Origin of the sequence: Prevotella sp. BV3P1 (assembly GCF_000479005.1) — a bacterium.
Taxonomy (GTDB): Bacteria; Bacteroidota; Bacteroidia; order Bacteroidales; family Bacteroidaceae; genus Prevotella.
In genome coordinates this window covers 23,173-36,953 of record NZ_AWXC01000053.1, presented here as the reverse complement: position 1 = coordinate 36,953, position 13,781 = coordinate 23,173, and the positions used below count along the sequence as shown (strand labels likewise).

The following is a 13,781-nucleotide window of genomic DNA, read 5'->3' as shown; positions in this document are numbered from 1 at the left end:
AGTAGCCCTTGGGCTACTTGATTACCTGATAATAACGCTTTGCCTGCGCCCGTGAACGGAAGTTAAAATGCCACCATTCGGTACGCAAGGGTTTGAAACCAGCGTAGGTCATCACGTTACGAATCAACTGACGGTTCTTGCGAGCCTGCGCACTGATGCGCTTCTGCGCTACCAGTTGGGCTTCGTTATCAATGTGGGCCGCAGCTCCCATATAGTCAATCTTGGTACCCATGTCAACGGTATCACCCTTCAGATTGCACAACGTGAGGTCGACAGCCAGTCCATAATTGTGCAAACCTCCGCCGCGTGCGGGATTGGACACATAGAAATATTTGGAGGTATGCTTCACCTTGTCCCACATTTTTTGCTGAATGGACATGGGACGGGCAGCGTCATAAATCTTCAACCGGAGATCAGGACGCAACTCCCTGAGCCGCTTTTGTGCCTTAACCAGCGCCTGTGCTGCGTGCGGATGGAGATAGGCTTCGCACAAATCGTCGTACAATACGCCGCCAGTGAAGTTGTCTGCGCGGGCGTACATCAAGGATACTTGGATGGTCTTGTCGAGCTGTTTCACGTTGACATAGCCCCGACGCTCGAGCGACTGTGCCGTCTTACCGAGTTTCTGCTTGTCTTGAGCCACGGCAAAAGTGGTGGCCAAGACAAGCAAAAAGATAACTTTACGCATGCTTTGAGTGGATGTTCTGTTAACGAAGAGATGGATTTTTTCTTTCCATCAGCCTCATCATCGCGTCAACTCAATGGCCAATACGGGTTCGTTGGTGGTGATGTAATCCACCCCAGCCTTATTCATTTCTTCAATACCCGCCTTGTCACTTACGGTCCATACGTTGACTGTCATGCCTAAGTCGTGCGCCTCTTTGATCCATTCGGGGTGCTTGCGCAGAGCACCGATATGGTAATCAATTCCTGTGATACCTTCCTGATGGAGCTGAGCCGGCGTCTTGTTGCCCGAAAGATAAGCCACTTTCGCCTGCTTGTCCAGACGCACCAATTCCAAACATACGTCATGACTGAACGCAATGTATTCTACTTTGTCTTGAATTCCATATTTTTTCACGGCATTCAACGTAGCTTGGACAGCGCGTTTGTTGGCTTCTAACGTTGAATGGGTCTTGATTTCAATGATGAGTTTGGTCTTGCTTTTGGTCTTTTTCATCATCTTCAGCAAGTCCTTCAGCTGTGGCATCTTCTCCCCATTCTTAAGTGTTAGGTTCTTACACTCCTTGTAAGAAGCTTTTTCAAGTACCACGCCATTGAAATCAGCGTCATGATTCACCATTAGTTTCCCATCGGTAGTGAGCCATACATCTATTTCAGAACCATAGATATTCAAGTCGAGTGCCTTTTGGAGCGACGTCCGTGAGTTTTGAGCCGAGCCAGGTGTGGTCCAGTAACCACGGTGAGCAATGACTTTTGAACCTGCAAACATACTGGCTGTTGCAAAAGCGACAAGGGCCAGTGTACAAAATAATTTTTTCATAATGGTATGCGTATTGATTGTTTATGATTTATGTATGTATCTGCAAAGATAAGAAGTTGGCGTGACACAACCAAACCAAAACACGAGAAACAGGCGAGAAACGCAGCATTGTCTCCCGCCACATCAGTAGTTGACCGCCATGGATAGCTTGGATTAGGTTGACTGTTTGTCCATCCATGAGTTAACATAAAAAAGCCTACCTGTCACTGAAACGATGTCTAAAAGGCACGATTCCCGGTGACACATAGGCTGTTTATGTTTCTAAAAACAGAACTGAGAGCAACCAGTTGCTGTTTTATTTCACGGTAATGAGGAAGTAATTCTTCTTTCCACGTTGCACCAACAGGTACTTACCGTCTATCAAGTCGTCTGCCGTAATGGCCTGGTCAAAGGACGAAAGCTTCTCCTTGTTGAGCGAAACGCCGCCACCTTTCACCAGTTTCCGCATCTCACCTTTGCTTGGGAAAATCTCCATTCCCTCCTGATTGAAGAGGTCTACGGCCGTCGAACCCAACTGTTCCTTACCAATTTCGTACTGCGGAACTCCGTTAAAGACATCGAGGAAGGTAGCCTCATCGAGCTTTTGAAGGCTCTCCTTGGTGGCTTTTCCAAACAAGATGTTGCTGGCTTCAATTGCCATGTCCAAGTCTTCCTGCGAATGAACCATCACCGTTACCTCCTCAGCCAAACGCTTTTGAAGAATGCGGCGGCCGGGATCTTGCTGATGTTCGGGCACAAGAGCTTCGATGGTTTCACGCTCCAGGGAGGTAAATATCTTGATGTATTTCTCGGCATCATCATCACTAACGTTCAACCAGAATTGATAGAACGCATACGGTGTTGTGCGGTTTCTGTCCAACCAAATGTTACCGTTCTCCGTTTTGCCGAACTTTTTCCCGTCAGCCTTCGTGATTAAGGGACACGTCAGACAGTAAGCATTCTCTTCAGCGCCCAATGTTCGGCGAATCAACTCAGTACCCGTCGTCATGTTTCCCCATTGATCGTTACCGCCAAGTTGTAGTTTGATGCCATGCTTCTGATAGAGATGAAGGAAATCATAGCCCTGCAACAGCTGGTAAGTGAACTCGGTAAACGACAAACCATCGCTGGCTTCACCGTTCAAACGCTTCTTCACACTGTCCTTGGCCATCATATAATTCACGGTAATGTGCTTGCCTACCTCGCGTGCAAAGTCAAGGAAAGTGAAGTCTTTCATCCAGTCATAGTTATTCACCAGCTCGGCTTTGTTGGGTGTGTCACCATCAAAATCGAGGAATTTGGACACCTGTTGCTTGATAGCCTCTTGATTATGGTACAAGGTAGCAGTGTCCAAGAGGTTGCGTTCCAAGCTCTTTCCCGACGGATCACCAATCATTCCCGTCGCTCCACCCAGCAACAAATAGGGCTTGTGCCCACATCTTTGCAGATGACGGAGCATCATGATGCCACACAAGTGGCCGATATGCAAGGAATCGGCCGTTGGGTCAGTGCCCAAATAAGCCGACACGAGTTCTTTTTCAAGCAGTTCTTCGGTGCCTGGCATCATCTGCGCTAACATGCCACGCCATTTCAGTTCTTCAACAAAGTTCTTTGTCATCGAATCAAATTTATATTTTTCGTTTGTATTATGAAGCTGGGGCCTCTATTCAAAGAGAAACTTACGGCACTGGATCATATCCACTACCACCCCACGGATTACATCGTAAGATGCGCCATACGGCCAACGCCAGTCCTTTGAACGGCCCATGTTTGATGATGGCCTGCCGCGCATATTCCGAACATGTCGGCGTGAATCGGCAAGACGGGGGCGTGTAAGGCGTGATGAATTTCTGATAGAACAAGATGGGAGTCAGCAAGATTCCTTGGAGAATCTGCATCATACCGTGATTTATAGACCTTAGGATATTCACAGTTTATCAGCTATTCGTTTTAACAACACCTGCATACTTCGTGTCACGGTGTCCGAATCATGAAGCTCATCAGACATCCATATAAAGCCTAATAACAACTGACGATTGGGTGAATCTGCCATGGCTGACACCACAATCTCTTTGTTCAGCCGGTATGCCCCGCGCACTTGACGCTTCACGCGGTTGCGTTTAACGGCTCGCTTGAAGTGCCTTTTCGACACGCTCACCATCATCTTGACGGGTACTACATGTTGCAAATCACCATCAGGTTGATCGGTTAGCAAATAGACAACCCTTAAAGGAAACACCGAAAAGGATTTACTTTTGCCTCCGGTGAAGAGCTTTTCCAGCAGTGTTCTACCACATATCCGCTCCCACTTACTGAGTTTAAAAGGCCTAACGGTCGGCAATTGACTTTTTATTTTTTATGTTTTTTCAGATAAGCCTTCAAGGCTCCCGTCATCGAAGGATTGTCAGCATCGGGTGCTTGCAAGTCCAATCGGAACCCTTCTGCCTCAACTGCCTTGCATGTGGCAGGGCCAAAGGCACCAATCTTAATGTCACCTTGTTCAAAATGAGGCAGGTTTTGTTGCAATGTCTTCACGCCCGTAGGACTGAAGAAGATAATCATGTCGTAATCAAACGTCTTCACTTCCTCTTCTGTCATGTCATTGCTCACCGTTCGATACATTACACATTCGGTATGTTTGATCTTCTTTGCGTCCAACAAGGTTTTGAGATCATCGTTGTGAACACTACTCATCGGAACGAGATACTTCTCGGTTTTATGCTTCACCATCAACGGAACCAGGTCGGCAATCTTGCCACTTGTTCCAAAAAACACCTTGCGCTTGCGATACTGCACATATTTCTGGATGTACAGCGCAATGGTTTCAAGTACACAGAAGTACTTCATGTCTTCCGGTATGGTGATACGCATCTCCTTGGCCAGCGTGAAAAAATGGTCTATCGCATGGCGAGAAGTGAACACAATAGCTGAATAATCGAGAATGTTAATGCGTTGCTTACGAAATTCTTTTGCAGAGAGTCCCTCCACTCTGAAGAAAGGTCGGAACACACACTTCACACCATATTCCTTCTCAATATCATAATACGGCGACTTCTCACTTGTTGGTTGCGGCTGGGATACCAATATTTTTTTGACCATCAGTGTCCTAAAAATTTACTTTAAAATGATTGTTTGCCAATCCAAAAACGCCCCACAAGGCGAGCATTGGAATGATTTCAAGTGCACAAAAGTACAAAATTATTTGCAGAAAAGACCCCGTTTGACGGAAAAAGATGGCGTACGCCTTATAGAGTGTAAGCAATTTAATCAGTATGATGACGAAAACCGCATAAATAACAGCACTTTTCATCGAGACATCGAAATAGGATAACAGCATGACGATGGGAAACAATGCCACGCCTTCCATCGACACCAAGAACAACCGAGCCTTCATCCATTGTCCGTTTTTTTTCCTATCAAAGAATACCCAGTTGGTGAATGTATAAATCAAGGTCTTCGCCATGAAATACAAAACGAGAGCGGCGGTATAAATACCCATCATCTGATAGTATTCCAGCACAAAGATATCGGTGACATAGGTGCGTGAATAGAAAAAGAACAAGAGGGCCAACAGCAGGCACGATTGAAAGACAAAAAAGAACTGGAACCGTATTTCTTCACCCGTTTCCGTGACTTCTGTCGTTCGTCCTCGCGGTTGATAAAAGAAGGTCTTGACCTGCTTTTCCAAGAATCGTTTAGACTTTGAAAAGGCGAGCATGGCCAGGATAAAGCACCCCAGCAGCACACCTGTAATCAAGTCGTCACCCGACACCGTGTATGGAACAGGGTCGCCAACCACTCCCACGCGCCCTCCATCGAGTTCAGGATGGAACATCGAATCTTTTGAAAAGAACGACTCCTTGTAATATTGCGGCAGACTGACATCGCGAAAACTCTTCCCTACCGGATGACCCGGCAAGTGAAGGGTGTCCGGCATCTGGCTCCAACTGATTTTGCCGGGCTTGATATGGGCCTGAATGGCCGAGTCTTGTTGTGCCGGAGTGGCATCTTTGGGCAACCACTTCAGCACCTGTGCCGGCGTAAGTTGCTTGGCCTGTCGTGCCATAGAGGACCCAGTATGCGCAGTATCGGCAATGATTGACTGTGAAAGAGAGTCGGTCTGCAACATTTATTATTTAATGCCAAAGGCTTGTTTGATGCGCTCCACGTCGTCCAGCTTCTCCCAAGTAAACAGTTCTACCTGCATGACTTTCGTTTCATGATAACGACTTTCAAACGTTTTTTCTTTCACTTCGTACTGCCGTCCCATGTGTCCGTAAGCCGCCGTCTACAAAATAAATAGGATTGCGAAGGCCAAATTTCTTCTCGATGGCTTTCGGTCTGAGATCGTACATCTCACCAATCTTCTGAGCAATCTCGCCATCTGTCATCCCAACTTTGCCTCGTCCGTACGTATCTACATAGATATTGATGGGCTTAGCCTCACCGATGGCATAACTAATCTGCACCAACACCTCGTCTGACACGCCTGCTGCCACCAGGTTTTTAGCAATATATCGCGAAGCGTATGCTGCCGATCGGTCCACCTTGCTGGGGTCTTTGCCCGAGAATGCTCCGCCACCGTGCGCACCTTTGCCACCGTATGTATCTACGATAATCTTCCTTCCGGTGAGTCCGGTGTCGCCATGAGGCCCGCCAATAACAAACTTTCCCGTAGGATTCACATAATATAAGATGTCATCATTAAACAGTGCGCGCGTCTTGTCATCACACGCTGCCTTAACGCGGGGTATAAGAATATTGATGACATCGGCCTTGATTTTGGCCAACATGCGGTCGTCGTCGCTGTCAAACTCGTCGTGCTGCGTACTCACCACAATGGTATGGATGCGACGGGGCGTGTGGTCGTCGTTGTATTCTATCGTCACCTGGCTCTTCGAGTCGGGGCGAAGATAGGTCATTTCCTTGCCTTCCTTGCGGATATCGGCCAGCACACGCATGATGAGGTGAGCCAAGTCCAGTGATACCGGCATGTAGTTTTCGGTTTCGTTGATGGCATAACCAAACATCATGCCTTGGTCACCGGCGCCCTGTTCGTCCTCGTTCGCACGATTCACCCCACGGTCAATGTCGTCACTCTGCTCGTGAATGGCCGACATGATGCCACACGAATCGCCGTCAAACTGATATTCCGACTTGGTGTAACCCATTTTCTTGATGGTTTTGCGCGCGATGGTTTGCAGGTCAACGTATTCTTTCGAGCGAACCTCTCCCATGATCACTACCTGTCCGGTGGTCACAAAGGTCTCGATGGCACAATGTGCGTCACGGTCGTAAGCCAAAAACTGATCGAGCAAAGCGTCTGAAATCTGGTCAGCAACTTTATCTGGATGTCCCTCTGAAACTGATTCTGATGAAAATAAATAGGCCATATCTATGATTCTTGTTATTTATTGAACATGCAAAGTTAGCAAAAAAAACACAATCTGTCACGCATCTGCTTTATTTTAACTCCTTTAAGACGTTTCCGCATGCGCACCAAACAGAGTCAACTCGATACTGTCCGTACGTATGGAAGCGCGATGTTTACACGCCTTTGAATGGTGGTTTTGCGTAGCACCTGCCAAAAGGTGACGACAGCAAAAAACAGGCATGTCCGAATTGTTTTGATGTGCCTTTGGCACGTTTAGCTGACGCTTTTTGTCCTAAAAAAGTGTCTATAAAATGGTATGTGCAAAGTGGTGAAATAGAAAAATTAACTATGCTTACAGGATGCATCAATGGGATAAAAAGCGTAGAAAATCGATATTTTCGACTTAAAACATCGCAATTGACGGCCTATTTGCATCTGTTTGGGCTGTCATTCACATGGGTTTGCGGCGTTAAAGCATTGCTATTGCCAGCCAATCTCAATGCTTTTGCACAAAAAACAGGCGTCAAAAAGGACTGAAAAGCCGACAATTCCACGCAACTAGTTGATAAACATAATATTACAAAATCGACTCATATTTCCCGTATTTACAACAAGCAGGGATGTTGTTGGCAAATACCCCAAAGGTGAAGAGGTGTTTGTCAAGAAAAAGGACAATTGAAATTCTACTTTGAACATGGACGTTTTGGGGCAGTATGATGAAGCGGTTACGGTGCCGTAGGGGCATGATTGCGGGCGGAACGTGATGAATCACGCACCTTCGTTTGATTCATCTTTTGATGTTTCTGCATCGTAACGTGCCGTTACCTACCACCATGAAAAATGCCATTGAACTATTGATCAAGTTCAATGGCAATACCTGTGAACAAACAAGCTAATCACTCCCCTCCCTTTTGGGGAGGGGTTGGGGGTGGGGCTGTCACCCCATCCCTTACTTCTTTTCTTCTGGCAACATGGTTACCGAGATGTAGTTTCCGGCCTTCAAAAATTCTTTCATGAAGGCGGCGATGGTCTGTGGTGTCTGTGCACTAATCACCTTTTTATAGTCAGTGTGCGAGTCAATACCGTGCTTACGATACAAATCCACCACACCATTCCAATAACGATTGGTCTTAGCCACATCATCCGCCTGCTTCAGCATCACGGCTTTAATCTTGTCAACCATCGTAGCATCTACCGTCTTAGCAAGCTCCTGCACGGCACTCTCCATGATGCTCAAGGCCAAATCCTTCTTCTCTGGCTTCATGGGGCAAACGCCTAATAATTGAATCACGTGATAATCATCGTCGATGGTTGCTGCACCTTGCGCCCCACACGAGTAGGCTGCACCGGCATCCTCACGAATCTTCTGCAAATAAACCATCGACAATACCTGTCCGGCGATAGATGCTTTGACATCATTCTCCACGGTGTAAGGCATGTCTTCGTTGTACCATATCTTATAAGCCGTTGACTTTGGGGTTTCCATCTTGCGCTTGAAGGTATTGTCTATCTTGCCTTTCTGCAGGAAGGTGACGCGGTGCCCCTTCACTATCTTCTTCTGCGAGGGCAGACTGGCAATGTATTGACAAATCAAAGGTCGGATTGTAGCCTCATCATAGTTTCCAATGAGGGTGAATGTCCATGCTGCCGCATTGGCTGTACGCTCCTTAGCCATGGCCAAGATACGGTCGTAAGACACGTTTGGAAGGTCATCTACCTTGACGGGAGCCAACCGTGGATTGTGTCCATACATCGTCGCCGTGAGCGAATCAGAGAGGGCCACCTCCGGCGAGAGCGCGCGGTTTTTCAGACTTACCTGATACTGATTGATGAGGTTGTCGTACGACTTCTGGTCCTTATTGATGCCAGTGAAGTAGAGATACAACATTTGCAGCATCGTTTCTACATCCTTAGGCGTGGACGACCCCGAAGCCTCGGTATTTTTAAAGCCCAATGACAGGTCGACATTGGCAATCTTACCGGCCAATGCTTTTTGCAGTTCGGTCAGCGAGAACTGTCCCAATCCGCTGTTTCCAATCACGTCATTAAACATCTTGGCATTGAGGTAATCCTTCTCACCGTATAACGAAGAGCCTCCAAAGCCCTCTGCCGACAACAGCACCTCATCCTTCTTCAAGTCGGTATGCTTGAGCACAACCGTCGCACCGTTAGACAGTTTCAACTCTGTATAGCCCAATTTATCGTTCTTCTTCTCACTCTTGATGGTTCCAGGGTTGGGCTTTTTCGTAATCAGCGGTTCGTTCTTCACGTTGTCAACGTATGCCGTTACCTGCTGTTGTTTAGCCGTTTGGAGGGCAGTGAGCAGTTCTTGCTGGGTTGGATACACAGCACCCTCTTTCTCGTTGTTAAAGTTCACAATGACAATGTTGCTGTCATTCTTGGGAATCAGCTGCTTCATGTATTCGTTGACCGCCTCAACTGGAATGGCTGGAACCATCTGCTTCATCAGTTGATAGGTGTAATCGATGGACGGCATAGGCTCGTTGGTCAAGAAATAACCTAAACATTCGTTGAAGAACTGCGTGTTCTTGCGCTTGTCTTTGTTGCTGTATGCCTTGTCAAGGTTACTCAACAGGTTGGCTTTGTATCGAGCGTATTCGGTTGGGGTGAAGCCAAATTCTACTGCACGGCGTGCTTCTACCACGGCTGCGGTGAGCGAAGCGGCAAGTTGCGAGGGGTCTTTGGGTTGAGCAAAGATACTGAACGCATCTTTTGTCTTCGCAAAAATATAGTTGTCATCACTGGCTCCAGCTCCCACGTATGGGCAGTCTGCCTTTTGTGCTGCTTCGGTATAGCGATTGTTCAGCATGTTAAGCGCGGCTCCTTTCAAATAACCATAGACGATATATTCGACGGAATTTTTCAACGAATCTGGGTAAGTATCGTGCTTGAACATCACTTGTACATCGCTGGTGCGCTGTTCTTTATCCTTGTCGATGATGACGATAGGCTCGGCTGTATCAGGCACTGGCTCATCGAGCACAGGTGCTTGGTTGGCTGGGTTCTTGATACCTCCAAAGAGTTTCTTGATCATTGCCTCAGTATGATCAACGTCCACGTCGCCAATCACAATGATGCCTTGGTTGGATGGATGATACCATTTCTCATAATAGTCGCGCAATTCCTTGGGCGAGAAGTTGTCTACGACACTCATCAGACCGATAGGATAACGCACACCGTACTTACTTCCGGGATACAGTTTGGGCAGATTGCGCTCAAACATGCGGCTCTGTGCACTGGTACGTAGTCGCCATTCCTCATGTATCACACCACGCTCCTTGTCTATCTCCTTTGGATCGAGTGTCAAACCCGTAGACCAATCGCGCAATATCAACAAGCAAGAGTCGAGCGAACTCTGTCGAGTAGTGGGCACATTGTCAATGTTGTAAACTGTTTGGTCAATGGATGTGTAAGCATTGAGGTCGCTTCCAAACTCCACACCAATGGAACGCAGGTACTCTATCAGGTCGTTTCCCTTGAAGTTGTCGCTGCCATTGAACGCCATGTGCTCCAAGAAATGCGCCAATCCTCGCTGACTTTCTTCCTCTTGAATGGACCCTACCTTCTGTGCAATGTAAAAGTTTGCACGGTGTTCGGGCCAGTTATTGTAACGAATAAAATAGGTTAAGCCATTGTCAAGCTTACCCATTCGCACGGCAGTGTCTACCGGTACGGGCGGCATTTGCATCTGGGCATGCAACATACCTGCACACAACAGAAGCAAAGCACTAAAAAGATGTCTGATTTTCATAGGTGAAATAATTTTATAAAATGGAAACTTATATTTATTATTGCATCGTCACTATTTCTTTCGAGGCTTGCGGCGTGCCCAACCTTCTTCGGAGAAATCGGGGGTCTCGCCCTTGAATTTCACCTCGGGCTGCTGGAAGAACTGTCGCCAGTCACCCGTATCTTCCTGCTGATAAGAGGGGCGTTTCGCACTTTTTCCATTCTTTCGTCCGCCCTCCGCACGTCTTCCTGCAGCCCTTCCGCCACCTCTTGTGGCTTGCGCTTTGCGTCCATGACCCTCTTCGTTGGCATCATTGCAGCGCACCTCTCTACCCTTGTAGGTGGCTCCCGACAAAGAACGCATCACCTTGTTGGCATCTTTTTCGGGTACTTCAATATAGGATATTTTTCCCAACAGGTCGATATGTCCCACTTGCTGCCTACCTTTTACATGCTGGTTAATAAACTGCATCACCTCTCCGGGATAGAATCCGTCGTCCTTACCCAAGTTGATGAACAGCCTACGATAACCTCTCTCGGGCGTACGAGAACGGCCTCCGCCTCGCTCCGAACGAGCTTTTCGACCACCACGCATACCCCTTTCCTCACCTCTGTCGCCACGTTTGAGCGAGGGTTTCTCTATCTCTGGCGCATTCGCGTAGTAATCCAAGAAGCGTCCAAACGTCAAACTGACAATCTTCTTGATGATATCATCCTTGTCGACATATTCAAAGTGTCGGTTAATTTCAACCATAAATGGAGCAATCTGATCTTCGTCAACATCAATCTTCTCGATGTCGTGCATGGCTTTATACAACTGTTTGGCGCAAATTTCCTGTGCGGTAGGCAACGTGCCGTCCACAAATTCCTTGCCGATAATTTTCTCTACGGCACGCACTTTGGAACGCTCACGGGTGTGAATGATGCAAATAGAAGTACCTTTCTTCCCCGCACGTCCCGTTCGTCCACTACGGTGCGTGTAATTCTCGGTATCATCGGGCATGCCATAGTTGATGACATGCGTCAGGTCGTCCACATCCAATCCGCGTGCAGCCACATCGGTTGCCACCAACAACTGGGTGACGTGTTGGCGGAACTTCTGCATGGTGAGGTCGCGCTGTTGCTGACTCAAGTCGCCATGCAGCGCCTCTGCGTTGTATCCATCCTTGATAAGTTTGTCGGCAATCTCTTGCGTTTCAATCTTTGTACGGCAGAAGATAATGGCAAAAATGCGTGGGTAGTAATCCACGATGCGCTTCAGTGCCAAGTATTTGTCATGCGCATTCACCATATAATAAATATGGTTCACGTTTTCGGCACCCTCGTTTCGGCTTCCCACTACAATCTCTTTGTAGTCACGCAAGTAGGTCTTGGCAATCTTTTCTATCTCGTTGCTCATGGTTGCCGAGAACAACAAGGTGTTGCGGTCGTCGGGAACACCTGCTAAAATGGTATTGATACTCTCCGAGAAACCCATGTTCAACATCTCATCAGCCTCATCCAACACCACATTGTTTACATGGTCGAGCTTTGCTACTCCACGGTTCATCAGGTCGATGAGTCGTCCTGGAGTCGCCACAATGATTTGTGCGCCATGTTTGAGCGCATGAATTTGGGTGACGATACTGGCACCTCCGTACACGGGTTCTACATGTAGATTCTTGATATATTTAGCAAAATCCTTCAAGTCATCAGCGATTTGCAAACACAATTCGCGTGTAGGACTTAAAATAATGGCTTGCGTATGCTTGCTGGCAACATCTATTTTCTGCAAAAGGGGCAAGCCGTATGCTGCCGTTTTACCTGTTCCTGTCTGTGCTAATGCAATTACATCGTTCTTGTTTCCCAACAAATAAGGGATGACCTCTTCTTGTACTGGCATGGGATGTACAAACCCCAGCTCCTCAATGGCGCGGCGAATCTCTTCGCTAACGCCTAATTCTTCAAATGTCTTCAAATTCTTTTCTTTAATCGGGTACAAAGGTACGGCTATTCCATGGATGCGCAAAGTAAATGCACTTATTTCTACCTATTGTGATACAAACATTAACATTCAGCATCGTTTTGATTATCAATGCCAAACAAACATGATGCATCGGCACAACACGCTGCGAAGAACAAAAGAAGAACCAACGCCTCATACCCATAAAAGACACGACACGCTTCTCTCCCATTTCAGTTTTTTGTAAAGCTAATCCTTTGATATTCGCGGTTTTTCAGTATCTTTGTCCTAAATAAGGAAAATACGATGACAGATGTATGTTGTTTAGGTCATATCACGAGAGATAAGAATACGACACAAAAACAGACCGTCTCCATGTCGGGAGGCACTGCTTACTATGTTGCTTATGCTTTCAATCATCTACCCTCGAAGGTTAGTTTTCAGTTAGTAACCAAGGTGGGTAGCGAAGATATGTCAGTGACACAAGAGATGAAAGAGGCGGGTATTGATGTGAAAGTGTACCCCAGTGAACACACTGTTTGGTTTGAAAACATCTACGGAGAAAATCAAAATACTCGCTCACAGCGTGTATTAGCGAAGGCTGATCCCTTCACCATTGAGGAGATGAAGCCGTTAACGGGAAAGATATACCACATCGGTTCGCTTCTAAATGACGATTTTTCACCCGAAGTAGTAAAGTATTTATCTACCAAAGGACAAATCTCTATTGATGCACAAGGCTATCTTCGCGAGGTTCGCGGACAGGATGTACACCCCATTGACTGGAAAGACAAGCTGGACATTTTGGCATGTACGGACATCATCAAGGTGAATGAACACGAGATGGAGGTCATCACAGGACTCAAAGACACACGCCAAGCAGCCAAACAACTACACGCATGGGGCGTGAAAGAGGTTATCGTGACACTGGGAAGTGAGGGGTCTATCATTTATGCCAACGACCGTTTTTACGACATCCCCGCCTATGCACCTCGAGAAGTAGTAGATGCTACGGGGTGCGGCGACACTTACTCGGCTGGCTTTTTGTACTGTCGCTCACAGGGAATAGGCTTTGAAGAGGCAGGAAAGTTTGCCGCTGCCATGTGTACACTCAAGTTAGAACACAGCGGACCTTTTGACAGAAGCATTGAAGAGGTGCGAGCCATTATTGAAAAGCACGAAAAATAAGAACACGTCGTCATTGCCAAAGATAGAACAACGCCACTTGGTTT

Annotated in this window: 10 protein-coding genes and 1 pseudogene; 1 reads left to right on the top strand and 10 read right to left on the bottom strand. The window is 47.0% G+C overall.

Annotated features, from left to right (window positions below):
* Positions 1 to 13 precede the first annotated feature (13 nt).
* The 10 genes and pseudogenes from HMPREF1254_RS09950 to HMPREF1254_RS09900 form a co-directional block, all read right to left on the bottom strand.
* Complete coding sequence (locus HMPREF1254_RS09950; protein ID WP_023058601.1) at positions 14 to 688, bottom strand: M15 family metallopeptidase; 675 nt, start codon at positions 686 to 688, stop codon at positions 14 to 16.
* A gap of 57 nt (positions 689 to 745) precedes the next feature.
* A complete protein-coding gene (locus HMPREF1254_RS09945) occupies positions 746 to 1,504 on the bottom strand; it encodes a glycerophosphodiester phosphodiesterase family protein (protein WP_023058633.1) in 759 nt (252 codons plus the stop codon).
* A gap of 295 nt (positions 1,505 to 1,799) precedes the next feature.
* The gene (tyrS, locus tag HMPREF1254_RS09940) at positions 1,800 to 3,101 is read right to left on the bottom strand and encodes a tyrosine--tRNA ligase (protein WP_023058571.1); all 1,302 of its coding nucleotides are present in this window, start codon (positions 3,099 to 3,101) and stop codon (positions 1,800 to 1,802) included.
* A gap of 61 nt (positions 3,102 to 3,162) precedes the next feature.
* Positions 3,163 to 3,381 (bottom strand): membrane protein insertion efficiency factor YidD, encoded by a 219-nt coding sequence (gene yidD / locus HMPREF1254_RS09935; protein WP_023058623.1) that lies wholly within the window; start codon positions 3,379 to 3,381, stop codon positions 3,163 to 3,165.
* Positions 3,382 to 3,410: 29 nt separating this feature from the next.
* Positions 3,411 to 3,824, bottom strand: a complete 414-nt coding sequence (locus tag HMPREF1254_RS09930; RefSeq protein WP_036878524.1) for a ribonuclease P protein component — start codon at positions 3,822 to 3,824, stop codon at positions 3,411 to 3,413.
* 8 nt (positions 3,825 to 3,832) lie between these two features.
* Entirely contained in the window at positions 3,833 to 4,582 is a 750-nt protein-coding gene (locus tag HMPREF1254_RS09925; protein ID WP_023058619.1) for a uroporphyrinogen-III synthase, read from the bottom strand.
* Between the two features lie 7 nt (positions 4,583 to 4,589).
* On the bottom strand, positions 4,590 to 5,612 hold the full coding sequence (locus tag HMPREF1254_RS09920) for a DUF4271 domain-containing protein (protein ID WP_023058572.1): 1,023 nt from the start codon (positions 5,610 to 5,612) through the stop codon (positions 4,590 to 4,592).
* Between the two features lie 3 nt (positions 5,613 to 5,615).
* A pseudogene (gene metK, locus HMPREF1254_RS09915) lies at positions 5,616 to 6,876 on the bottom strand (methionine adenosyltransferase).
* Positions 6,877 to 7,806: 930 nt separating this feature from the next.
* On the bottom strand, positions 7,807 to 10,629 hold the full coding sequence (locus HMPREF1254_RS09905) for a M16 family metallopeptidase (RefSeq protein ID WP_023058543.1): 2,823 nt from the start codon (positions 10,627 to 10,629) through the stop codon (positions 7,807 to 7,809).
* A 51-nt stretch (positions 10,630 to 10,680) separates the two neighbouring features.
* Positions 10,681 to 12,564 carry a DEAD/DEAH box helicase gene (locus HMPREF1254_RS09900; RefSeq protein WP_023058585.1) on the bottom strand — a complete coding sequence of 628 codons (1,884 nt, stop codon included), beginning with the start codon at positions 12,562 to 12,564 and terminating at the stop codon, positions 10,681 to 10,683.
* A gap of 291 nt (positions 12,565 to 12,855) precedes the next feature.
* Here HMPREF1254_RS09900 and HMPREF1254_RS09895 point away from each other — a divergent pair, with 291 nt between their 5' ends.
* Positions 12,856 to 13,737, top strand: a complete 882-nt coding sequence (locus tag HMPREF1254_RS09895; protein WP_036878514.1) for a PfkB family carbohydrate kinase — start codon at positions 12,856 to 12,858, stop codon at positions 13,735 to 13,737.
* The last annotated feature ends 44 nt before the right edge of the window (positions 13,738 to 13,781 follow it).

Coding starts and splice junctions, on each gene's coding strand:
- HMPREF1254_RS09945 (WP_023058633.1), bottom strand. CDS start 1,504: ATGAAAAAATTATTTTGTACACTGGCCCTTGTCGCTTTTGCAACAGCC.
- HMPREF1254_RS09905 (WP_023058543.1), bottom strand. CDS start 10,629: ATGAAAATCAGACATCTTTTTAGTGCTTTGCTTCTGTTGTGTGCAGGT.
- HMPREF1254_RS09950 (WP_023058601.1), bottom strand. CDS start 688: ATGCGTAAAGTTATCTTTTTGCTTGTCTTGGCCACCACTTTTGCCGTG.
- HMPREF1254_RS09925 (WP_023058619.1), bottom strand. CDS start 4,582: ATGGTCAAAAAAATATTGGTATCCCAGCCGCAACCAACAAGTGAGAAG.
- yidD (WP_023058623.1), bottom strand. CDS start 3,381: ATGCAGATTCTCCAAGGAATCTTGCTGACTCCCATCTTGTTCTATCAG.
- tyrS (WP_023058571.1), bottom strand. CDS start 3,101: ATGACAAAGAACTTTGTTGAAGAACTGAAATGGCGTGGCATGTTAGCG.
- HMPREF1254_RS09920 (WP_023058572.1), bottom strand. CDS start 5,612: ATGTTGCAGACCGACTCTCTTTCACAGTCAATCATTGCCGATACTGCG.
- HMPREF1254_RS09895 (WP_036878514.1), top strand. CDS start 12,856: ATGACAGATGTATGTTGTTTAGGTCATATCACGAGAGATAAGAATACG.